The sequence below is a fragment of the Bordetella sputigena genome (genome assembly GCF_965137885.1).
In the GTDB taxonomy this organism is placed as follows: domain Bacteria; phylum Pseudomonadota; class Gammaproteobacteria; order Burkholderiales; family Burkholderiaceae_B; genus Bordetella_C; species Bordetella_C sputigena.
On the sequence record NZ_CBCSCA010000002.1, the window covers coordinates 254975 to 277081 of the forward strand.

General features: G+C 66.6%; 20 protein-coding genes. 9 read left to right on the plus strand and 11 right to left on the minus strand.

The window, feature by feature from the left end; translation table 11 throughout:
• Positions 1-30: 30 nt before the first annotated feature.
• Positions 31-1032 (minus strand): ABC transporter substrate-binding protein, encoded by a 1002-nt coding sequence (locus tag ACNA0R_RS04285; RefSeq protein WP_415824687.1) that lies wholly within the window; start codon positions 1030-1032, stop codon positions 31-33.
• Positions 1033-1317: 285 nt separating this feature from the next.
• Between ACNA0R_RS04285 and ACNA0R_RS04290 the strand changes: the two genes are divergently transcribed.
• Positions 1318-2229: a LysR family transcriptional regulator gene (locus ACNA0R_RS04290; RefSeq protein ID WP_415824688.1), complete on the plus strand. Its 912-nt coding sequence runs from the start codon at positions 1318-1320 to the stop codon at positions 2227-2229.
• Between the two features lie 39 nt (positions 2230-2268).
• On the opposite strand, the gene ACNA0R_RS04295 is transcribed toward ACNA0R_RS04290, so the two are convergent.
• Together ACNA0R_RS04295 and ACNA0R_RS04300 are read right to left on the minus strand one after the other, a co-directional pair.
• Positions 2269-3873, minus strand: coding sequence for a GMC family oxidoreductase (locus ACNA0R_RS04295; protein ID WP_415824690.1), 1605 nt, complete (start codon positions 3871-3873; stop codon positions 2269-2271).
• A gap of 102 nt (positions 3874-3975) precedes the next feature.
• On the minus strand, positions 3976-4776 hold the full coding sequence (locus tag ACNA0R_RS04300) for a shikimate dehydrogenase family protein (RefSeq protein WP_415824691.1): 801 nt from the start codon (positions 4774-4776) through the stop codon (positions 3976-3978).
• A 148-nt stretch (positions 4777-4924) separates the two neighbouring features.
• Between ACNA0R_RS04300 and ACNA0R_RS04305 the strand changes: the two genes are divergently transcribed.
• Both ACNA0R_RS04305 and ACNA0R_RS04310 read left to right on the plus strand, forming a co-directional pair.
• Complete coding sequence (locus ACNA0R_RS04305; RefSeq protein WP_415824692.1) at positions 4925-5632, plus strand: GntR family transcriptional regulator; 708 nt, start codon at positions 4925-4927, stop codon at positions 5630-5632.
• Positions 5633-5745: 113 nt separating this feature from the next.
• Positions 5746-6162, plus strand: coding sequence for a hypothetical protein (locus ACNA0R_RS04310; RefSeq protein WP_415824693.1), 417 nt, complete (start codon positions 5746-5748; stop codon positions 6160-6162).
• Positions 6163-6184: 22 nt separating this feature from the next.
• Here ACNA0R_RS04310 and kce read toward each other — a convergent pair whose 3' ends face one another.
• Genes kce through ACNA0R_RS04325 form a run of 3 tightly spaced genes read right to left on the minus strand, consistent with a single transcriptional unit; the run spans position 6185 to position 8843 of the window.
• A complete protein-coding gene (gene kce, locus ACNA0R_RS04315; RefSeq protein ID WP_415824694.1) occupies positions 6185-7120 on the minus strand; it encodes a 3,5-dioxohexanoate:acetyl-CoA acetone transferase in 936 nt (311 codons plus the stop codon).
• Positions 7113-8051, minus strand: a complete 939-nt coding sequence (locus ACNA0R_RS04320) for a 3-hydroxyacyl-CoA dehydrogenase (RefSeq protein ID WP_415824695.1) — start codon at positions 8049-8051, stop codon at positions 7113-7115. Before ACNA0R_RS04320 ends, kce begins: the two co-directional genes overlap by 8 nt.
• A 9-nt stretch (positions 8052-8060) precedes the next feature.
• The gene (locus tag ACNA0R_RS04325) at positions 8061-8843 is read right to left on the minus strand and encodes an SDR family oxidoreductase (protein ID WP_415824697.1); all 783 of its coding nucleotides are present in this window, start codon (positions 8841-8843) and stop codon (positions 8061-8063) included.
• A gap of 181 nt (positions 8844-9024) precedes the next feature.
• Here ACNA0R_RS04325 and ACNA0R_RS04330 point away from each other — a divergent pair, with 181 nt between their 5' ends.
• The 5 genes from ACNA0R_RS04330 (at position 9025) to ACNA0R_RS04350 (ending at position 14586) form a co-directional block, all read left to right on the plus strand.
• Entirely contained in the window at positions 9025-10227 is a 1203-nt protein-coding gene (locus ACNA0R_RS04330) for an ABC transporter substrate-binding protein (RefSeq protein WP_415824698.1), read from the plus strand.
• A 157-nt stretch (positions 10228-10384) separates the two neighbouring features.
• Positions 10385-11251: a branched-chain amino acid ABC transporter permease gene (locus ACNA0R_RS04335; RefSeq protein WP_415824699.1), complete on the plus strand. Its 867-nt coding sequence runs from the start codon at positions 10385-10387 to the stop codon at positions 11249-11251.
• A 12-nt stretch (positions 11252-11263) separates the two neighbouring features.
• Positions 11264-13063, plus strand: a complete 1800-nt coding sequence (locus tag ACNA0R_RS04340) for a branched-chain amino acid ABC transporter ATP-binding protein/permease (RefSeq protein ID WP_415824700.1) — start codon at positions 11264-11266, stop codon at positions 13061-13063.
• On the plus strand, positions 13056-13760 hold the full coding sequence (locus tag ACNA0R_RS04345; RefSeq protein ID WP_415824701.1) for an ABC transporter ATP-binding protein: 705 nt from the start codon (positions 13056-13058) through the stop codon (positions 13758-13760). The genes ACNA0R_RS04340 and ACNA0R_RS04345 overlap by 8 nt, the downstream gene beginning before the upstream one ends.
• Before the next feature lie 70 nt (positions 13761-13830).
• The gene (locus ACNA0R_RS04350) at positions 13831-14586 is read left to right on the plus strand and encodes an SDR family oxidoreductase (RefSeq protein ID WP_415825019.1); all 756 of its coding nucleotides are present in this window, start codon (positions 13831-13833) and stop codon (positions 14584-14586) included.
• Between the two features lie 15 nt (positions 14587-14601).
• On the opposite strand, the gene ACNA0R_RS04355 is transcribed toward ACNA0R_RS04350, so the two are convergent.
• The 4 genes from ACNA0R_RS04355 to ACNA0R_RS04370 are packed head-to-tail and all read right to left on the minus strand — an operon-like array spanning position 14602 to position 19687.
• Positions 14602-15345, minus strand: a complete 744-nt coding sequence (locus tag ACNA0R_RS04355) for a FadR/GntR family transcriptional regulator (RefSeq protein ID WP_415824702.1) — start codon at positions 15343-15345, stop codon at positions 14602-14604.
• 11 nt (positions 15346-15356) lie between these two features.
• Positions 15357-16655 (minus strand): 2-oxo acid dehydrogenase subunit E2, encoded by a 1299-nt coding sequence (locus ACNA0R_RS04360; RefSeq protein ID WP_415824703.1) that lies wholly within the window; start codon positions 16653-16655, stop codon positions 15357-15359.
• The gene (locus ACNA0R_RS04365; RefSeq protein WP_415824705.1) at positions 16655-18880 is read right to left on the minus strand and encodes an alpha-ketoacid dehydrogenase subunit alpha/beta; all 2226 of its coding nucleotides are present in this window, start codon (positions 18878-18880) and stop codon (positions 16655-16657) included. Before ACNA0R_RS04365 ends, ACNA0R_RS04360 begins: the two co-directional genes overlap by 1 nt.
• A 6-nt stretch (positions 18881-18886) precedes the next feature.
• The gene (locus ACNA0R_RS04370) at positions 18887-19687 is read right to left on the minus strand and encodes an SDR family NAD(P)-dependent oxidoreductase (RefSeq protein WP_415824706.1); all 801 of its coding nucleotides are present in this window, start codon (positions 19685-19687) and stop codon (positions 18887-18889) included.
• 233 nt (positions 19688-19920) lie between these two features.
• On the opposite strand from ACNA0R_RS04370, the gene ACNA0R_RS04375 reads away from it, so the two are divergent.
• Positions 19921-21024 carry a mandelate racemase/muconate lactonizing enzyme family protein gene (locus ACNA0R_RS04375; RefSeq protein ID WP_415824708.1) on the plus strand — a complete coding sequence of 368 codons (1104 nt, stop codon included), beginning with the start codon at positions 19921-19923 and terminating at the stop codon, positions 21022-21024.
• Positions 21025-21086: 62 nt separating this feature from the next.
• Here the strand turns inward: ACNA0R_RS04375 and ACNA0R_RS04380 are convergent, their stop codons facing one another.
• The gene (locus ACNA0R_RS04380) at positions 21087-21998 is read right to left on the minus strand and encodes a LysR substrate-binding domain-containing protein (RefSeq protein WP_415824709.1); all 912 of its coding nucleotides are present in this window, start codon (positions 21996-21998) and stop codon (positions 21087-21089) included.
• Positions 21999-22107 lie beyond the last annotated feature (109 nt).

The window sequence follows — 22107 nt, forward strand, 5'->3', positions numbered from 1 at the left end:
CGCTCCGTCCGGCGGGGATGTCGGCCTGGTTCATGACGCGAAGAACCCCCTGTCGACCATCTTCGGCAAGGCGCCGCTGCGCTGCAGGAATTCGTTGGCGACGAGTATCGATCGCCGCCCTTCTTCCGTTTGCATGGAGGCGTGCTTGAATTCCAGCCGTTTCGATTCGATCGCGGTCTTCAGCACCTGCGGCGAGCTGCCGGAGTTGGCGCCGGCGATCTTGAGCGCCTCGTCCGTGTGCGTCATGATGCCTTCGATGCTTTGCTGGAAAGCCCGGTTCAGGCGCTCCACCAATCCGGGGTCGCGGGCGATCGCCTCCTTGCGCACCGCCACGCCGAAGTACGGCAGGTCCAGATGCAGCTTCTGGCGGAAAGCCTCGCCGGCGCTATAGAGCACCCGCATATCGGGCATGCGCTCCAGCCCCATGGAGACATTGGGCTCCCAGGTCAGGGCCGCATCGGCGCGGTTGGCCATGACCAGGGTCACCGATGCCGCGGGGTTGTCGACGTTCTGCACCGTCGCCACCTTCTCCAGATCGATGCCGTCGATCTCCTGCATGACGGCGCGCATCATCCGGTAGGTTCCGGTCGATTGCGGCGCGGCCACGGTCCGGCCCTGCAAATCCTGCAGCCTGCGCACCGCCTGCGCGCGGGTCACGATGTTGATCATGTTGCCCGTGGTGACGGAACAGACATATTGCAGCGGCACGCCCGCCAGGTAGCGGGAGGCGAAGGTGTCCCAGCTGCCTATGCAGACGTCGTAATTGCCGGCGACGAAATCGTTGTAGTAGGTGCTGACCGCGGTGTACGAAGTGGGTTTGCCGAGCGCCAGGTCATTCGCCTTGGCGATCTGCTTGGCCGATATATAGTCGGTCAACAACGTCGTGAAGCCCGGCGTCAGATTGGCCCACTTCAGGGGCGTCTGGGCGTGTGCGGGACGGCTGATCCAGGACCCCATCCCCAGGATGGCTGCCGGCCCCAGGGCCGACACGGTCCGTAGCAGCGCCCGGCGCGATATTGCGCGTCCGTTCATGCCTGTCTCCGTTATATTTTTTCCCTCTCGTGATCGCTGGCGCGGCCGCCGGCGTCCGGTGAGTGAGGTGAATGGTAGGATAGGCGCGCGGTTCGGAATAGCCACGGAATCGGGACGGGCGTTCCAGCACTGGAACGCTGCACTGCGGCATTTATGGTGTCATTCGGGGTCTCATGCCGCGGCTCGATCCGTGTTGCCGCGCGGGCTCGAAGCGGCGCGCGGTGCGCCGCGGGCCGGCCGGCCATAGGGCTTGCTCCGTTTGGCCTCACCTCCACTTTCCGGGTTATGGCAGAAAAGCTCGATCTCAACTCGCTGCGCCTGTTCTATGAAGTGGTGAACGCGCAGAGCATTTCGCGCGCCGCGGCCGAACTGGGCCAGCCCAAATCGTCGATCAGCCGCAAGCTGAGCGAGCTCGAACGCGACATGGGAACGGCCCTGCTCAAGAAAGGGCCGCGCAAGCTGACGACCACGGAGATAGGCGCGCGTTTCTACGAGCACTGCCGGCGGGTGGTGGACGAGGTCGAGCAGGCGCGCAACGACTCCCTGACGCTGCAAAGCGAGATGCGCGGCGTGCTGCGCGTCAGCATTCCCATCGATTTCGGCATGTCCTGGATAGGCCGCGCCCTGGCCGAATTCGTGCAGGCCTATCCGGAAATCGAACTGGAAGTCGACGTCAACAGCCGCACCGTCGATCTGCGGGAAGAGCCCTACGACCTGACCATACAGCTAGGTCCGATCAAGGATACGGATCTGATCTACCGCCGGCTGGCCACCTTGACCCGCGGGGTTTATGCCAGCCCGGAATATCTCGCGCGCCGTGGCGTGCCCCTGGCCGTGGATGACCTGCACCGGCATGACTGCATCATCACCGCCCAGCAGCGGATCGATGGCATCTGGACCCTGCGCAATCAGGCGACCCACCGCTTCGCCACCATCCATGGCAAGGTGGTGGTCAACAATATTTCCATCGCGCGGGAGATGGCCATCGGCCATGTGGGCATGTGCATGCTGCCCAACCTGATGTGCGGCAACGACCTGCGCGCGGGCCGTCTGCGCCGCGTGCTGGAAAACTGGGAAAGCCCGTCCATGCACGCCACCGCCATGGTGCTGAGCCGCAAGGGCATGCCCAAGAAGATCCGCACCTTTCTGGATTTCTTTTCCGAGCGGATCAATATCGACGATCGGGCATTGCGCTAGGGTTCCCCGTGCCGGGCGATCCGGCGGACCCGCATCGCGTCAGCCCGCGCCTTTCCGTGCATCCCGCAGAATCATATCGGCGCCCTTTTCCGCCACCATCATCACCGCCGCCTGGGTATTGCCCGACACCATGGCCGGCATCACGGATGCGTCGACCACGCGCAGTCCCGCCAGCCCGCGTACGCGCAAGCGCGGATCGGTGACGGCGCCTTCGTCCGTTCCCATACGGCAGGTGCCCACCGGGTGATAGATGGTCTGGCCGTTGCGCCGCGCGAAATCCAGCCAGTCCTCGTCGCTATCCACCCGCGGTCCGGGACTGGTTTCCTGGGCCACATAGGCGCGCATCGCCGGCTGGCCGACAATGCGCCGGGCGATGCGCATGGCTTCGACCAGGCAGTCCCGGTCGACATCCGCGCTAAGGAAATTCGGCCGTATCGCCGGCGGATCATACGGGCTGGCGCTGCGGATATGGATGCCGCCCACGGATTCCGGCCGCAACTGCGCCACGCCTATCGTCATGCCGGGATGCCGGTCCAGTATGCGTTCCGCGGCATTGGCGTAGCTGGCGTGCACGAAAAAATACTGCGCGTCGGGCGTCGGCAGCCCGGGCCGGGTCTTGACAAAACCGTGGACCAGCCCGGTGCCCAGCGTCAGGATGCCGCGCCGCATCCCGTAGTATTTGCCCAGCTGATGCCACAGCCGCCAGCCGCGCGACATCTCGTTCAGCGTCACGGTGCCTTGCACCCGCCAATTCATCCGGGTGGCGTAGTGTTCGCGATAGTTCTCGCCCACCTGGGGCTGCGCATGCACCATCGGAATGCCCAGCGCCCCCAGCCTGCCGGGATCGCCGACGCCCGACAATTCCAGCAGCTGCGGCGATTGCACGGCGCCCATGCACACCAGCGTTTCGATGCGCGCCCGCACCTGGGTTTCGGTGACGCCCCTGCGGTATTCGACGCCTATGCAGCGGCGGCCGTCGAACAACAGTCGCGTGACGTGGGCGCCGGCGACGATGTGCAGGTTAGTCCGGCGCCGCGCCGGATCCAGATAGCCGTCCACCACGGTCCAGCGGCGTCCGCGATGCTGCAGGACCTGGTAGTAGCCAAAGCCTTCCTGGTCGCCGGCGTTGTAGTCGGGATTGGCCCGCTGTCCGTCTTCACGGGCTGCCGCCAGGAAGGCGTCGGACAGGGCAAAGCGTTCGCGCACCTGGGTCAGGTGCATCGGACCGCCCTTGCCGCGCGACTCGCCGCCTTGCGGATAATCCTCCAGCTTGCGGAAATAAGGTTCGACGTCGCGGTATCCCCAGCCGGTCGCGCCCTGCCGTTCCCAGCCGTCGTAGTCGTCCGGCTGCCCGCGCACGTAGATGCCGCCGTTGATCAGGGTGGAGCCGCCCACGCCGCGCCCGCGGGGCACGGCGATGACACGGTCGTGGACGTTTTCCTCCGGCTCGGTCTGGAAGCGCCAGTTGTAGACGGGGTCCACCAGCAGCTTGCTGAAGCCGGCGGGTATGGACACCCACATATTGGCGCCGTCGCGGCCCGCTTCCAGCATCAACACCCGGTAGCGGCCGTCGGCCGTCAAGCGGTTGGCGAGGATGCAGCCCGCCGTACCGCCGCCGGCGATGATGAAGTCGTACTCGTCCATGGCTTGCTCGATTCCGCGTTCGATCCTTGTTCGACTCTTTTCCGGATGGCGCCCCGTCGCGGCCGCCAGGCGCGGCCGGCCAGGCGCGGCCGGCCAGGCGCCTCAGGCCTTGCCGGCGCCCAGGAAGTCCGCCATCAGCGCGACCTGAGCGGCCAGCATGGGCGCGCCGTAGTGGATGGCGCAGCCGCGCTCGCGCGCGGCCAGCAGCAAAGCGGTTTCGCGCGGCTGCATGATGACTTCGCACACCAGCTGTCGCGGATCCAGGCGCGCGACGTCCAGCGGCAGCGCGTCGCCCTGGCGCATGCCCAGCGACGTGGCGTTGACGACGATGTCATGCCCGCTGGGGTCGTCCGAGCCCACGCGTACGTCGGCGGCGGGATGCAAGGCCAGGATGCGCTGGCGCAGATCCTCGGCCTTGGCGCGCGTGCGGTTGGCGACCGTCAAACGGGCGGCGCCGGCGCCCACCAGCGCGAAGGCGATCGCATTGGCGGCGCCGCCCGCGCCGGCCAGATAGGCGCTCGCGCCTTCCACGCCGCGGCCTTCCGCGCGCAGCCCGCCGACGAAGCCCTCGCCGTCCAGCATGGTCGCGACCAGGCGGCCGTCGGGCTCGCGCCGCACCACATTGGCGGCGCCGATCTTGCGCGTAACGTCCGAAGCCTCATCGCACAGCGCAAGAATCGCCGTCTTGTGCGGCACCGTGACGACCACCCCGCCCAGATTCTCCATGCCGCGCAGGCCGGCGACGACCGCCGGAAGATGATCCGGCCGCACGTGCATCGGAATCATGACCCCATCGAAGCCGACGGAAGCGAAGTACTCGTTCAAGCGCTGCGGCGCCTGTACGTGGTGTATGGGATCGGCCAGGATGCCGTATACGCGGGTCTTGCCGGTGATGGGCGTCATTGCTTGTCTCCGTTGTTTCGGGCGCCGATAAAAGCAGCTTGTGATATATCATATATAACCATTCGCGCCCACCGCCAGCTCATACAGCGGCATCGCGGGGCCGCGCGATAGAATCCCGACCTTTCCACCGCGCCGCGCAGTACGTTCCATGCCCAACCTAAAACCGGTCAAGAAAGAAAACCTGTCGGTCCGGGTCTACACCGAAATACGTGAAGCGCTCATCAACGGCCAGTACGAGCCGGGCGAGCGCCTCATCATCGGCGAACTGGCCCAGGAACTGGGGGTGTCCATCACGCCGGTGCGCGAAGCGATCTTCCGGCTGATCAGCGAACAAGGCCTGGAAATGCAGGCCGCCACCGCGGTCTACGTGCCCTACGTCAATTCGGAGAAACTGCGCGAGATCCAGCAGATCCGCTTCCACCTGGAAGGCATGGGCGCCGCCGAGGCCGCCACCAAGATCACCCGCCCGCAACTGGACAAGCTGATCGCGCTGCAGCGGGAATTCATCACCTACACGTCCAGCGATCCCAAGCGGGCCAGCTATCTGAATCGCAAATTCCATTTCGCCATCCTGGAAGCCAGCCGCATGCCGATTCTGCGCAACACGGTCGAATCCTTCTGGGTCATCACCGGCCCCATCCTGAAGGTCTTTCACGTCAAGACCGCCGGCCTGGACTACTCCGGCGGCCAGCACCGCCACGAAGCCGTCCTCGCGGCATTGAAGGCCCGCGACCCGAAAGCCGCCGCCAAGGCCATCCAGGCCGACCTGGTCTGGGGCGGCAAGATCATGATCGACTGGCTGGTCGAAAAAGAAAAAGAACAGGCCGCGCTGGCCGCCGCGTCCGGCCGCGGATAAGGCTGGCGGCACGCCGCCTGCGCGCGTTTCATCCGGCCGCAAAGTATTACTCCTGGACCCGCACGCGGGCGCCCTAGACTACGCAGCGTGTTCGCATGCCCACGGAGGAGACCATGTGCATCACTCGTGCGATCAGATCGGTGCGGCTCGGCGCCGCCATCGCGGGAATTGCAATAAGCGTCAATGTCATGGCGCAACCGGCGCCGGCGTCCGCCGCCAGCAAAGTCAGCTACAAGGTGAAATGCGATCTGTTGACCACCTCGCTCACATGCAAGGCTACGGATGGCTCTTTCACCTTCAGCGCCACGATGGATCGGTCGGTCAGTGCCGGAACCAACGGTGACGGCACCATGACGTTTGATTCGGATCTATCCCGCTACAAGAACATTGTGTGTTCCATCGATCTGGACCCGCAAACCGGCAAAGTGCACGGAGACATCTGGTGCGGCGCCCGCCATGCCGTACTGGACCAGCCTATCAGGAATTCCTTGTTCGGCAACAAGGTGCGCGGCCAGGGCACGTTCAGGTAAGTGGCGGCCGGGGGCCGGCGCATCAGAAGCCGACGTCGTCCTTGCCTTTCAATCCGAGCTTTTCCCGCGCGTCGTCCGGCGTGGCGATTTCCAGGTTGAGCGCTTCCAGGATAGTGCGGATGCGCTCGACCTGGACGCGGTTGGATTCCGCCAGCTGGCCCGGGCCTATCCACAGCGAATCCTCCAGCCCGACCCGCACGTTCGAGCCCATCGCCGCGCCTATGGTGGCCAACGGAATCTGGTTGCGTCCGGCGCCCAGGATCGACCATTCGTACTCGCTGCCGAACAGGCGGTCGGCCGTGCGCTTCATGTGCATCAGGTCTTCCGGATGCGGGCCGATGCCGCCCAGGATGCCGAACACCGATTGGATGAATGGCGGCGACTTCACCAGCCCGCGGTCGACGAAGTGCTTCAGGTTGTACAGATGGCTGATGTCATAGCACTCGAATTCGAAGCGCGTGCCGTTGGCATTGCCGATGGCAAGTATGGTCTCGATGTCCTGATAGGTATTGCGGAAGATCAGCGACCGGCTGTTTTCCAGGTGCTCCCGCTCCCAGTCGTGCTCGAACTCCTTGAACCGCTCCAGCATCGGGAACAAGCCGAAATTCATCGAACCCATGTTCAGCGATGCCACTTCCGGCTTGAAGGTGGCCGCCGGCCGCAGGCGTTCTTCCACCGTCATATGCGGGCTGCCGCCGGTGGTGATGTTCACCACCGCGTCGGTCTCCTGCTTGATGCGCTTCAGGAAGGGCTCGAACAGCGCGGGATCCTGGGAAGGCTTGCCGGTATGGGGATCGCGTGCGTGCAAATGCAGCACCGCGGCCCCCGCGCGGGCCGCGCCGATCGCGGCCTCGGCGATTTCGTCAGCCGTCACCGGCAGATGCGGCGACATGCTGGGCGTGTGGATCGCACCCGTCACGGCGCAGGTAATGATCACCTTCTGCTTGGGTTTAGCCATGCTCGTCTCCGCTCTGCTGTTTATGGCGCATCAAGCGCATCAGTTGTTCGTCGCGCCAGAAACGCCGCGACGCCAGTTCTTCCTCGGGCAGCGCCGCGCGCCGTTCACGCGATAGCGTTTCCACCAGCGCGGCGTCCCATGCCGGCGCCTCGGCCTGCGATGCGCCGATGGACGCGTACATCGCGCCGTAGCGCGCGCAATAATCGGCGATGCCGCCGGGCGCGTTCAGGTCTATGGTTTCCAGCGGCCCCATGAATGACCAGCGCAGTCCCAGCCCGTCCTTCATCGTGGTGTCGATGTCCTCCACGCTGGCGACGCCGTCGCGCACCAGGCGCATGGCCTCCTGCAGCACGGCGCCCTGCAGGCGATTCAGGATGAAGCCTTCGATCTCCTTGCGCACCACCACCGGGCGCTGGCCGACGGCATTCAGGATGTCCCGCGTCCGCGCGATCGCCTGTCCGGACGTCCATGGCGCCCCGCTGATTTCCACCACGGGAACCAGATAAGGCGGGTTGACGGGATGCGCCACGAGGCAGCGTTCACGATGCGGCAGGTCGCCGCTCCACAGGCTGGCCGGAATGCTCGACGTCGAGCTGGCCAGTATCGCGTCCGGCGCCGCCAGCGCGTCCATCCGGGCGAACAGCGCGCGTTTCGCGTCGACGCGTTCCGGAGAATTCTCCTGCACGTACGCCGCGCCGTCCAGGGCGGCTTCCAGGGTGGGAGCCGTTTCCACGCGCCGCGCGACGGCCGCGGCATCCTGCAGCAGGCCTTGGGCCTGCAGGGCATGCAACTGCCGCACCACCAGATCGCGCGCTTCGGCCAATCGATCCGCGGCCACATCATGCAGGCGGACCTGCCAGCCCGCGCGCGCGAAAACAATAGCCCAGCCCTGCCCCACCAGACCCGCGCCGACGATCGCTACGATGGACATGGCATGGCCTCAATAGAGTTTCTGCGTAAAGCCATCGACCGCGATGGCCTGGCCGGTGATGCTGCCCGCGGCCGGGCTGGCGTTGAACAGCACCATATTGGCGATGTCGCGCGCGGTGACCATGCGGCCCAGCGCCGCCTGGTCCTCGTATTGCGCGGCGATTTCTTCCACGGGCCGTCCCAGCGCGCGCGCCTTCGCATCGATGACCGCGCGAATGCGCGGCCCCTCCACGGCGCCCGGCAGGACGGCGTTGACGCGAATGCCGTGCGGGCCCAGCTCCAGCGCCAGGGTCTTGGTAAAGCCCACCACCGCCCACTTGGAAGCCGCATAGGCCGATCGCCCGGGAAATCCCAGATGCCCCGCCGCCGAAGACAGATTGATCATGACGCCCGCCGTCGATTGCTTCAACAGCGGAACGGCCAGGCGCGCGCACAGGAACTGGCCGGTGATGTTCACGGCCAGCGTGCGGTCCCAATCCGCCTTGGATAGCGTTTCCACGAAACCGGTCGGACCCGCTATGCCGGCGTTATTGATCAGGATATCCAGGCCGCCCAGCTTGTCGCCGACCGCCTTGAACAAAGTGGCGACGCTGGCTTCGTCGGCCACATCGGCAAGCGCCGTATGCAGGCCGGGCAGGTGGCGGGCCGCGTCGGCGAGCCGCGCCGCATTGATATCGCAAATCATGACGCTGGCGCCGGCGCGGTGGAAGGCTTGCGTCATCTCCCACCCCAAGCCATCCGCGCCCGCGGTGATCAGGACTTTTCTGCCGCGATAATCGACGTCGTCGAACATGCGCTTGTCTCCTCGTTATGGCCGGCCCGGGTAATCCCTCATTTACCGTGCTTGAAGCGCCACGACAGAATTGGGCAGCCCTCGGTCGCCTGCGCGGAAAATATATCATATATGTATTGCCTGGCCTGAAGACGCGCGCCGGTCCGAAGCAGCTTCATACAACGACATAACGGAGCGAGACATGCACACACTCACCAAGTTCGCCTTGGCGGTCGGCACATGCGGAATGCTGCTCAGCGCCGGTGCTTCGGCGGATATCAAGGTCGGCGCCGTCTATCCCTTCAGCGGCGCGCTGGCGCTGTTGGGCCAGGAAAGCTTCCGCGGGCTGGAAATCGCGGTCAATGAAGTCAATGCGGCGGGCGGCATCAACGGCGAAAAGATCCAGATTCTGAAAGCGGACGCCGTCGATCCGAATCAAGCCGTATCGGAAACCAAACGGCTGACATCCTCGGGCGTCGTGGCGGTATTCGGCAGCTATGCCTCGGGCATCTCCTATGCGGCGACGCCGGTGACGGAACTGGCTGGCATCCCGTATTTCGAGCTGGGCGCGACGGCCCACAAGATCACGCAGCGCGACTACAAGTACCTGTTCCGCAGCAACCCGAATACCGGCAAATACGGCTACGCCGTCGTCAATGCCCTGCATGACCTGGTCGCGCCCGGCATGGGCATGAGTCCCAAGGACATCGTCATCGGCATCATCCATGAGGATGGCCCCTACGGCACCGACGTCGCCGCCACGGAGCAGCAGCGCGCCAAGGAGCTGGGCTACAAGGTCGCGGAAGTACTGCCCTATTCGGCCAAGACGGTGGACCTGTCCTCGCTGATCCTGCGGCTGAAAGGCGCCAATGTGAATGTGGTACTGCAGACGGCCTACCAGAACGACGCCATCCTTTACTTCAACCAGGCCAAGTCGGCGGGCTTCACGCCCAAGGTGGTCATCGGCGCCGGCGGCGGCTATTCCCTGGCTGATACCGCCAAGGCGGTCGGCCCGGGCATGAACGGCGTGTTCGACCTGGACTTTCCGCAGGCGTCCATCAATCCGCAGGGCGCGCCGGGCCTGGACAAATTCCTGCAGGCCTACAAGACCGCGTACAAGAGCGATCCGCAGTCCGGCCATAGCCTGGCCAACTATGTGGGCGCCAAGGCCTTCCTGGAAGCCATGGCCAATGCCAGGTCCACCGACAAGGACAAGATCCGCGCCGCCGTGCTGGCCTATAAGAAAAAGCCCGGCGAAACCGCCAACGGCTGGGGCTTCGACTTCGGCCCGGACGGGCAGAACAACGCGTCGGAGTTCTATGTGATGCAGTGGCAGGACAACGGCAGGCTGGTCACCATCGCGCCGCCGAATCTGGCGCTGGGCAAGCCCGTCTTCAACAAATAACGGCAGCGGCCCAGGCCTGCCGGCGGCCGGGCCATGGGCCGGACACGACCCGGCTACCGCATACCCGCGGTAGCCGCCTCGGGCGTCAAGCAAACCAGACCGGCCGCCAGGCCGGACACGCGCGGGCGCCGGCCCGGCGCCCATGCGGAATCACGCGATGGATATATTCGTACAGCTGATCATCAACGGACTTTTGCTGGGCGGCGCCTACACCATCATCAGCCTGGGCCTGACGCTGATCTTCGGCGTGGTGCGCGTGGTCAACTTCGCCCACGGCGAATTCCTGATGATAGGCATGTACCTGGTCTACCTGGCGGCCAGCCAGTTCGGACTGCATCCGTACATCGGGCTGGCGCCCGTGGCCATCATCATGTTCGCGCTGGGCGCCTTCACGCAGCGCGCCATCATCCAGCCGCTGCTGAACGCCGACGAACACATCCAGATCTTCGCCACCGTCGGCGTATCGACGATCTTGCTCAACCTGGCCCTGGTGGTGTTCGGCGCCAATGTATTCCGCGCGCCCGTCGAACTGGGCACGGGCCCGGTGGCGCTGGGCAAGTACTCCATGGTGAGCGGACAGCTGATCACTTTCGTGGTGGCCATCGTGCTGGCGGTGCTGCTGCACATCTTCATGCATCGCACCTATCTGGGCCGCGCCTTGCGTGCCGTAGCCCAGCATCGCTACGCCGCCATGCTGATGGGCGTGAACGTCAGGATGGTCTACGTCATCGCCTTCGGACTCGGCACGGCCTTCGTCGGCATCGCCGCCGGCCTGCTGGCGCCCCAGTACCCGGTGTTCCCGACCGTCGGCACGTACTTCGTCCTGACCGCCTTCGTCATCGTCGTACTCGGCGGCATGGGTAGCCTGTATGGCGCGGTGGCGGGCTCCATGATCATCGGGGTGGTGGATGCGCTGGCGGGCTATTACATCGCCCCCGACCTGAAGGAAGTCGTCTATTTCGGCATCTTCCTGCTGATCCTCGTCTTGCGGCCGGCCGGCTTGTTCGGCGTGGGCACGGAATAAAAGGAGCAAGGCGTGTTGCCGGATTTCCGCGATCCCAAAGCCTATGTCAGCCTGATCCTGCTGGCACTCATGTTCATCCTGCCGGTCGCGCTGGGCACGCCGTTCTGGACCAATCTCTTCATCCTGCTGTTCGTATTCGCGGCCATGTCGGTGGCCTGGAACATCGTGGGCGGCTATGCCGGCAAGCTATCGCTGGGACATGCGGTGTTCTACGGCATCGGCGGCTACACCGCCACGCTGCTGACGCAGAATTTCGCCATATCGCCGTGGATAGGCATGGCCGCCGGCGCGCTGCTGTCGGCCATCGTGGCAGTGATCGTCAGCTATCCCACGCTGCGCCTGCGCGGGCCTTTCTTCGCCCTGGCCAGCATCGCCATCCTGGAGGTCTTCCGGCTGCTGGTCATCCATGAGGAGCGTTGGACGGGCGGCTCCAGCGGCATCAGCCTGCCGCTGAACATAGGCTGGAAGTGGATCGTGTTCCGCGAAAAGGCGAACTACGTCATCATCGCGTTCGCCCTGTTCGTCCTGGTGCTCTGGATATCCTGGCTGGTGCGCAAGTCGCGCATGGGCCACTACCTGATCGCCATCCGCGAACGCGAGGATGCCGCGCGGGCGGTCGGCATCCATACGACCCGCGTCAAGATCCTGGCGGCGGTCGTCTCCGCCGTGCTGACCAGCATCATCGGCACTTTCCACATCACTTATCTGACCTTCATCGATCCGGCGTCGGCATTCTCGCTGGACCTATCGGTGCAGATCGCCATGTTCGCGCTGATCGGCGGACTCGGGACGGTGGCGGGCCCCGTCGCCGGCACCTTCCTGGTCCTGCCCATCGCCGAACTGGCGCGCGGATGGCTCAGCGCGGTGGGCAACGGCATGCATGGGCTGATCTATGGCCTGATCCTGGTCGCCGTCGTGCTGACCATCCCGCGCGGCCTGGCCGGCGCGTTCGGCCCCGGCGTGGAGCGCCTGCTGGCGCGCCTGCCCTATCTGGGCGGGCGGCCGCGGCCGCATGTGGATACGAGCGCCGCGGCCGGGGTACCGGCAGCTGCCGCCCAGGCGCCCAGGCCCCTGGGCCCGCCCGTCCTCAAGGCGGAAAACCTGCACAAAAACTTCGGCGGCCTGCGCGCCACCAACGACGTCTCGCTGACCCTGCACGAGCACGAGATCCTGGGCATCATCGGCCCCAACGGCGCCGGCAAAACGACGGTATTCAATCTGCTGTCGGGCTTCCTGAGCCCCGACAAGGGGACCGTCCGGCTGCGCGACGCCAACGGCGCCTGGATCGGCTGCGACACGCCCGACGAATTCGCCCATCACGGCCTGGGCCGCACTTTCCAGATCGCCCAGCCCTTCACCGGCCTCAGCGTGCTGGAAAACATCATGCTGGGCGCCTACATCAATACCCGCGACCACGACGAAGCCGAACGCATCGCCCGCGAGGTCGCCGAACGCACGCACCTGACCCGATTCCTGGACACCGAAGCCCGCAACCTGACGGTGGGCGGCATGAAGCGCCTGGAGGTTGCCCGCGCGCTGGCGACGCGCCCGCGCATCCTGCTGCTGGATGAGGTCATGGCCGGCCTGAACCCCACCGACATCGCGCTGGCCATCGACCTGATCCGCGGCATCCGCGAAAGCGGCGTCTCCATCCTGCTGATCGAGCACATGATGCGCGCCACCATGGCCTTGTCCGACCGCATCATCGTCATCAACGAAGGCAGCGTCCTGGTCAGCGGCGCGCCGCGCGACGTGGTGGAGAACCCGGCGGTGATCGAGGCCTATCTGGGCAAGGAGTACCAGGATGCTTAAGGTGTCCCAGCTGCGCGCCGGCTATGGCAAGACCCAGGTATTGAACGGCCTGGATTTCGAAGTGCGGCCCGGCGAAATCGTCACCTTGATCGGCGCCAACGGCGCGGGCAAGACCACCACCTTGAAAACCCTGTGCGGCATCATCCCCTGCCAGGGCGGCAGCATCGAGTTCGAAGGCCGGCCGCTGACCAACCGCGCGCCCTACGACATCGTCGACGCGGGCATCACCATGATTCCCGAAGGACGCCAGCTGTTCCCGCACTTCACCGTGCGGGACAACCTGCTGATGGGATCCTACAAGCGCGCCGCGCGCGCGCAGGTGCGGCGCAAACTGGAAGAAGTGCTGCAGATGTTCCCGCGCGTCGAGCAGCGGCTGGGCCAATACGCGGGATCGCTGTCCGGCGGCGAACAGCAGATGGTGGCGATCGCCCGCGGGCTGATGGCCGATCCCAGGCTGCTGATGTTCGACGAACCCTCGCTGGGACTGTCGCCGCTGCTGGTGCAGCAGATGTTCGACATCATCCGCGGCATCACCGCGCACGGCGTGACGGTGCTGCTGGTGGAACAGAACGTATTCCGCACCCTGCGTCTGGCCGACCGCGGCTATGTGCTGGAGAACGGCGCCATCGTGCTGGCCGGCACGGGCGAGGAATTGCTGAACAACCCGCACGTAAAGAGGGCATACCTTGGCCACTGAGACAAATCACGGCTTGGCCGCCGGACCAGGGCATGCCCCGGCCGCCGGGCATCTATCCGCCGCGGCCGGCATCGCCGGCAAAACCGCCATCGTCACCGGCGCGGCCGGCGGCATAGGCGCGGCCATCGTGCAAGCCCTGCTGGACGCCGGCGCCAAGGTAGGCCTGGTGGACCGCGACGCGCAGGCGGGCGCCGCGCTGCGGACCCATCTGGCCGGCGCCGGCCATACCGCATGCTTCGTCCAGGCGGACATCCAGGACTATGCCGCCTGCGAAGCCGCCTACCAGACGCTGGCCGGCGCGCTGGGCGGCGCGGACATCGTGGTCAACAATGCCGGCATCTCACCCAAGACCGGCGGCCGCGCGCTGAAGGTATGGGAAATGCCGCCGCAGGAATGGGACGCGGTCATGCGCGTGAACCTGAATGCCGCCTTCTACCTGACGCGATTGGCGGCGCCGCACATGATGGCGCAAGGCTGGGGCCGCATCATCAACATGTCCTCGGTGGCGGGCAAGACCTACTGCGACATCGTGGCCGGCCACTATGCCGCCACCAAGGCCGGCCTGATCGGCCTGACCCGCCATTGGGCGGGCGAATTGGGCGAATACGGCATCACGGTCAATGCGCTGGCGCCCGGCCGCATCGCCACGCCGCTGCTGAAGACCGTGCCGGCCGAAGTCAATGAGGCCGTAACGCGGGTCACCGCCCTGCGCCGCCTGGGCACGCCGGAGGAAGTCGCCGACGCCTGCGTATTCCTGGCGTCCGAGCAGGCGCGCTTCATTACCGGGCAGACCATAGACGTCGCCGGTGGGTGGTTGATGACCTGACGCGGCGCCGGCCGGCTATTCCCGGTACAGCGCCAAACGGGACGCCGCATTGTTCAAATGCGCGGTGGCCGCCGCGCTGGCGCGTTCGGGATCGCCGTCCTCGATGGCCCGCAATATGGCCTCATGCTCGCGCTGCACCTGCCACACCAGTTCCATCGAACGATTGCGCGTATTCTTGCGCGCCGTGCGTATGAGTCCCCGCACGCGCGCATCGAGAAAATTGGCGAAGCCGATGAAGTACTGGTTATGGCTGGCCTGCACGATGGCGCGATGGAAGGCCTCGTCCTCGTCCGTCCCGTCGCCGAGATCGCGGGTCGCCTGGTACAGGCGCTGGTACGCCGACCTGATGGCTTCCAGTTCCGCGGCGCTGCGGCGCTGCGCCGCCAGCCGTGTTGCCGGTACCTCCACGGCCAGCAGGAACTCGAACAATTCGCTCAGGCCCTCCTCCGTGTCCAGCGGCGGCTCCATGCGAAACACCGAGCTGCCCTGCGGATTGATGAACTGCCCGCGCCCTTGATGCGAGATCACCAGGCCATCGGATTTCAACAGCGACATCGCTTCACGGATCACCGGCCGGCTGACGCCATAGGTGCGCGCCAGCGCGGCTTCCGAGGGCAGCCGGTTGCCGTCGGCGGCGATGTCGCGCCGTTCGATGGCCAGCCGCAGGCGCTGCGCCACGCCGGCGGCCAGGCCCGCGCCGCGGGGGATGGGCTGTTCGTCCAGCGCATCGATGCCGGGAGGAATATAGGGATGCTGCATGAAACCGACCCTCACACGAGCATCGCCACCGGATGCTCCAGGTACCAGGTAAAACGCGCCAGCCAGCGAGCGGCCAGCTCGCCGTCGATGGCGCGGTGATCGACCGCCAGCGTGTAGCGCATGACCGACGCGACCCGTATCGTATCGTCTTCCACCACGGCTTCCCGGCCGATCGCGCCGACGGCCAGCATGGCGGATTGCGGCGGATTGATGATCGCGGCAAAGTCGGACACGCCCGCCATGCCCAGATTGCTGATGCCGAAGCTGCCGCCTTCGTATTCGTCGGGGCGCAGGCCGCCGGCCCGGGCGCGCTCGATCAGCGCGGCCATGGCGCTGCTGATCGCGGGCACGCCCAGCCGGTCCGCGCCGCGCACGATCGGGGTCACCAGCCCGTTGCGCGTGGCGACGGCCACGGAGATGTCCGCATGGCGATAGCGCCGCAACGCGTCCTCCGTCCAGGTCACGTTCATCTCCGGCACGTCGCGCAGCGCGCAGGCGGCGGCGCGCACCACCAGGTCATTGATGGATACGCGGCCCGGCACGACGGCCTTCAGCTGGTCCCGCAGCCCCAGCAGAGCGTCGGCGCGGCACAGTCCGCGCAGATAGAAGTGCGGGATCGTCCGCTTGCTTTCGCTCAGGCGCCGCGCGATGGCGCGGCGCATCGAGCCGTGCGGCAGTTCGTCGTAGGCGGACGGCCGCGAACTTGCATCGTCGGTTCGCCGATCAAGGCTGCCCGCCGTGGCCGGCCGCGGATGCGGCTGGGCGCCGCCGAGCAGGGCTTGTTCGACGTCCCGCTTGATGATGCGCCCGCCCGGACCCGAGCCGCTCAAATCGGCCAACGCCAATCCCGCGTCCGCGGCCAGCCGGCGTGCCACCGGACTGGCGACAATCCGGTCGGCCGTCGCGGCGGAGTCCGTCGGCGCGCCGCGCGATGGCGCCGCTGCGCCACGCACGCCGCCGCCGTCCAAGCGCCCGGTTTCCAGCGGCTCGGCCGACGACCCGCCCGCGCCGCGGCCATCCGCCGCCGCCTCGGCGCGGCTGGCGGCCTCGGCGACGTCCTGCGGCGTTTCGCCCTGCCGCAGCAACACCGCGACCGGCGCGCCCACGGCGACGCGCGTGCCGGCGGCCACCAGCAACCGGCCGATCACGCCATCGTGTTCGGCTTCCAGATCCACCACGGCCTTGTCCGTCTCGATGCCGCCCAGGCTGTCCCCGGCGCGCACCGTATCGCCTTCCCTGACCGTCCACTCCACCAGCACCGCGTCGGGCGCGTTGGCCGATACCGCCGGCATGCAGACCATCGTGGCCATCAGGCTTCCCCCTTGTTGCGCAGGATCTCGCGCAGTCCTTCCACGACCTCTTCCGTACGCGCCGCGGCCGCGCGCTCCAGCACCTTGGAAATACTGGGCGCGGCCAGGCCGCCCGTCACGCGTTGCACCGGCTGATCCAGACTATCGAAATAACGCCGCTGGATCTCGTCGGCCAGCCAGCCGCCATACGAGGTGCCGCGCGCGCCCTGCTCGACGATCAGCACGTTATTGGTCTTGCGCACGCTGGCGCCCACGGTGTCCCAATCCAGGCTGGCGCGATCCAGCCAGCGCAGGTCGATCAGGTCCGCCTCCAGGCCCAGCTGGTCCAGGGCTTCCATGGCGTGGCCGACCATGGACAGATAGGCGATCACGGTGAGCGCCCGCCCCGTGCGGCGCAAGGCCGCCTGCCCTACCGGCAGCACGAAATCGTAATTCTCGCGCGGCGCCGGCGCGGTGGCGTTGTACAGGTCCACGTGTTCGATGACCAGCACCGGATCCTTGCAGCGCAGGGCCGCGTTCATCAGGCCGACGTAGTCGCAGGGAGTGGATGGCGCCACGATGCGCCACCCCGGGCAGGTGGCGAAGATGCCCGCCGGATCCATGGAATGCTGCGAGCCATAGCCCGTTCCCATCGCCACCTTGGTACGCAGCACCAGCGGCACCGCGTCGTCGCCGCCGAACATATGCCGCACCTTGCCGATCTGGTTGAACAGCTGGTCGGCCGCCACCCACATGAAGTCCGGATACATGAATTCCACGACCGGCTTGTAGCGGCCGTCCAGCGCGATGCCGCCCGCCAGGCCCACGAAGGCGTTCTCGCTGATGGGCGTGCCCAGGCAGCGGTCCGGATAGCGTTGCGCCAATCCACGCGTCGCGCCATTGGTGCCGCCCTTCAGCCGGTGAACGTCTTCGCCCATGACGACGATGCTTTCGTCGGCGGCCATGCGGCGATCCATCAGATCGGCGACGACGTCGATGAACTTGCGCGGCTCGGTCGCACCGTCGGCATCGGGATCGAAGCCGGCGTCCGCGCCGGCCACGGGGTCGATCATCTCCGACAGATCGCCCAGTATCCCGACATCGCGAAAGTCCGGCGACGGCCAGAGTCCGGGACGGATACGGCGCGCGATCTTGCCGCTCGCCGGCGACCCGTGTAGGTCGGCGCCGGGCACAGGCTCGATCAGCGCCTCCACCGCCTGCCGCATCGCCGCCGCCACGCGCTCGCGCAGGGCATCGACGGCCGCCGGCGTGATCAATCCCCTTTGCGTCATGCGCCGCGCCAGCAGCTCGAGCGGATCGCGCTCGCGCCACGCCTGTTCTTCTTCCTTGGCCCGATAGCCGAAGGCGCTGCCCGGGAAAGGACCATTCTGGTGGAAGTAGCGGTAGACGTCGGCCTCGATCAAGACCGGCCCCTTGCCCGCCCGCATATGCGCCAGCGCCGCCTGCGTCGCCAGATGCACCGCCAACGCGTCCATGCCGTCGACGTGCCAGGCGGGGATGTTGAAGGCCATGCCGCGCGCCGACAGCCGCGGTTCAGCGGTGATCTCCTCCACGCTCGTGGCCACCGCATAGCGGTTGTTCTCGATGAAGAAACACAAAGGCAGCTTCCATGCGGCCGCCAGATTCATGGTCTCCAGCACGGACCCTATGTTGATCGCGCCGTCGCCGAAATACGTCACCATGACGGCATCGCTGCCCGCCTTGCGGTTGGCCCAGGCCTGGCCGGCGGCCATGGGCACGCCGCCGCCGACGATGGCGTTGGTGCCCAAGGCGCCGGCCTCTGGCCAGCGCAAATGCATGGATCCGCCGCGCCCCTTGCAGAAGCCCTGCGCCAGCCCCAGGATTTCCGCCAGCGTGCGCTGGAGCAGCGCCCGCACCGGCGCGCCGATGTCGGCGTGGGGGTCTATCCCCCGCGGACACAGATAGGCCAGCGCCTTGGCCAGGAACTGGTGATGCCCGCGATGCGAGCCGCTCACGCCGTCGGCCGCGCGCAGCCCCACGATCGAGCCGGCGGCGCCGCCTTCCTGGCCGATGCTGGAATGCGCCGGACCATGCACCAGGCCTTCCGCGGCCAGCGCCAGCACGGTCTCTTCGAACCCCCGTATCAGGTGGCAGTGCGCCAGCAGGGTGCCCAGCAGGCCGGGATCGGCCAGCGCCCAATCCTCGTCGGTGGTCGTCAGCGCGACCCAGGGCGCGCGCGGTGTCAGGGAAATGTATTCCGGCATGGCGATTCAAAGATATCCATTGGCGGTCCACCCGCCGTCCGACAGCAAGGCGTGGCCGGTGGTGTAGCGGGCGGCGTCGGAGGCCAGGAACAGCGCCACCTCCGCCATTTCCCCGGGCGTGCCCAGCCTGCCCAGGGGCACGCGCGCGGCGATGCGATCCGCGTCCAGCGCGCCGCGGGCGATCAGGCCGTCCACCAGCGCGGTGCGGATGTAGCCGGGGCACAGCGCATTGACGCGTATGCCGGCGGACGCCCACTCCACGGCCAGCGATTTGGTCAGGGCGATCACCCCGGCCTTGGCCGCGCAGTAGGCGGCGCGTTCGGGCGCGGCGACCACGCCGTACATCGAGGCGGTGTTGATGATGATGCCGCCGCCCTGCGCCGCCATGATGCGGCCCGCCGACTGGCAGCAATAGAACACCCCGCTCAGATCGATGTCGATGGCGCGCCGCCACTCCTCGCCGGTGAGTTCCAGCGCAGGCTTGTTCATCGATATGCCGGCGTTGTTCAGCGTGATGTCGACCCGGCCGAAGCGGGACCGCGCATCGGCATAGGCCTGCTCCACCGCCGCATCGTCGCGCACCGACGCCTGCAGACACAGCGTCTGGACGTCGGGATAGCGGTCGCTGAGCTGCGCCTGGGCCGCCGCCAGTCCTTCCGCGTCCATATCCAGCAGCGCCAGGCGGCATTCATGCCGCGCGAAGGCATCGAGCATGGCGCGCCCTATGCCGTTGGCCGCTCCCGTGCACACCACCACCTTGCCGCGCAGATCGGCATAGGCCGCCGGCGCCGGGCCGGAATCGGCCATGGCTGTCTCCTGATCGTTGTTGTGGTCGCGATGGCTTGCATCCTATCTGCTTATCAAGTTGCCTTACAACCAGGGGTAAACCCGCAACCGCACGCCGGCCGCGTGACGCGCCGGGGCGGCCTGGCGGATACGCCTTCCGCGGCCTCGGCACGCCGCCGGAGAGCACCGTGCCGGCGCATAATGCGCCCATCCACCGGTTCGCTGTCCGATCGATCCCTTCAACAGGAGCACGCATGCCCGCCATCGTTTCCGTCGAAGTATTGCTGGTCAACCTGCGGCCCAAGGTCAAACGCACCGACGCCGTCCAGAGTTTCGAATGCCAGGAGACGCCCATGGTGCGCATCCGCGACGCCGACGGCATGGTGGGCACCGGCTACAGCTACACCATAGGCACCGGCGGCTCTTCCGTCGTCCGTCTGCTCGACGACCACCTGGCCCCGCTGTTGATCGGCCGCGAAGCCGACGACATCGAAATGCTGTGGCGCGACCTGTTCTTCCGCGTCCACGCCACGACGGTGGGCGCCCTGACCTCCATCGCCCTGGCCGCCATCGATACCGCCTTGTGGGACTTGCGCGCCCGCCGCGCCGCCCTGCCCCTGCACAGGCTGGCGGGCGGCGCCAAGGACGGCATCGAGATGTACTACACCGAAGGCGGCTGGCTGCACCTGGACGAAGCCCAGTTGGTGGACGAAGCCCTGCGCGCGCAGGAAGCGGGCTTCGGCGGCACCAAGATCAAGGTAGGCCGCCCGCACGTGGCGGAAGACATGGAGCGGCTGTCCGCGGTCCGCGACGCCGTCGGCCCCGGATGGGACGTCATGACGGATGCCAACCAGGGGTTCAGCCTGAGCGAAGCCATACGCCGCGCGCGTTGCTTCGAAGCCCTGGACATCGCCTGGTTCGAAGAACCTATCCATGCCGACGACGTGGACGCGCACCGCCGCCTGTGCGCGACGACCACGCTACCCATCGCCGTCGGCGAATCCTTGTACAGCGTGTCGCAGTTCAAGGACTATCTGCAAAGCGGCGCCTGCACCATCGTGCAGGTCGACGTGGGCCGCATCGGCGGCATCACGCCCTGGCTCAAGGTCGCGCACATGGCCGAAGCCTACAACGTGCCGGTATGCCCGCACTTCCTGATGGAAATCCACGTGGCCCTGTGCTGCGCCGTACCGAATAGCCGCTGGCTGGAATACATCCCGCAGCTCGATATGGTCACGACGACAGGGATGCGCGTGCAGGGAGGCCGCGCCATCCCGTCGCCCGAACCGGGCCTGGGCATCGAGTGGGACTGGGACAAGCTCGCGCATTACCAGGTGCACCGTACGGAACACCGCTAGCGCCGCGCCCGGCGCCCGGCCGCCGTCCGACGGATCGCCGGACGGCCGGACCGCGCCGCGCCTCACACATGCGCCAGCGCCTTGATGGATGAATGCAGGAAGCCCGTCAAGGCGTCCGCTTCCCTGGCCGGTTTGCCGCGCTTGCGCCAGACGATGCCGATATCCATGGTCGGCACCTCGTCGATGAGGTCGCGGCGCAGGATGCGCCTTCCTTCCAGGGACCACGGCCGGTACACCAGATCCGACAGTATCGTCACACCCTGCTGCAAGGCCACCAGGCTGCGCACCGCTTCCGGCGACCGGCTCTGGAAACGCACCCGCGGCCGCAGGCCGTGGCGCCCCCAGTACTTGCCCACGGTCTCGATGTGTTCATCCATGTCCAGCAATACATAGTCGGCGCGCGCCACGTCGGCCAGACCGACCTTGCCGGCATGCTGCAGCGGATGGTCGGGATGCGTCCACAAGCGGCGCGGGGACTTCAGCACGGTGTCGTACTGCAGCTTGTCGAAGCGCGTCAGGTTGGACACGATCACGATGGCCAGGTCCAGCTTGCCCGCCAGCAAATCGACTTCCACCACGGCGCGATCGCGCTCCACCACGTCCAGCCGCAGGTTCGGGAAACGCTGCCCGACCGCGGTGATCACCGCCGGCATCAGGTACGCGGAAATGGTTTCCGTGACGCCCAGCCGCAAATGCCCGGCAAGGTTATCCGGCTCGGCGCGCATGTCGTCCATGGCGCGGGTGAACGCCCCCGTGACATTGCGCGCATGGCGCGCGAACCGCTCGCCCGCGTCGGTCAGGCGCAGTCCCTTGGCATGGCGGTTGAACAGGGACGTGCCCACGCTTTCTTCCAGGTTGCGCAAGGCAATGGTGACCGAGGACTGCGACACATTGCAGCGTAGCGCCGCCTTGGACACCTGGCCCGTTTCGGCCAGCGCCAGGAAGTACTCCAGTTGCCTCAAGGTGATCTGCATGACCGTCGGATTCCTTTCAATGCCGCACCGCCCTCGCCCGCCACCACGCGACGCGCCTCTCGCAACTTATATATAGATAATCTATATTGCGATTTCAAAAATTTATATT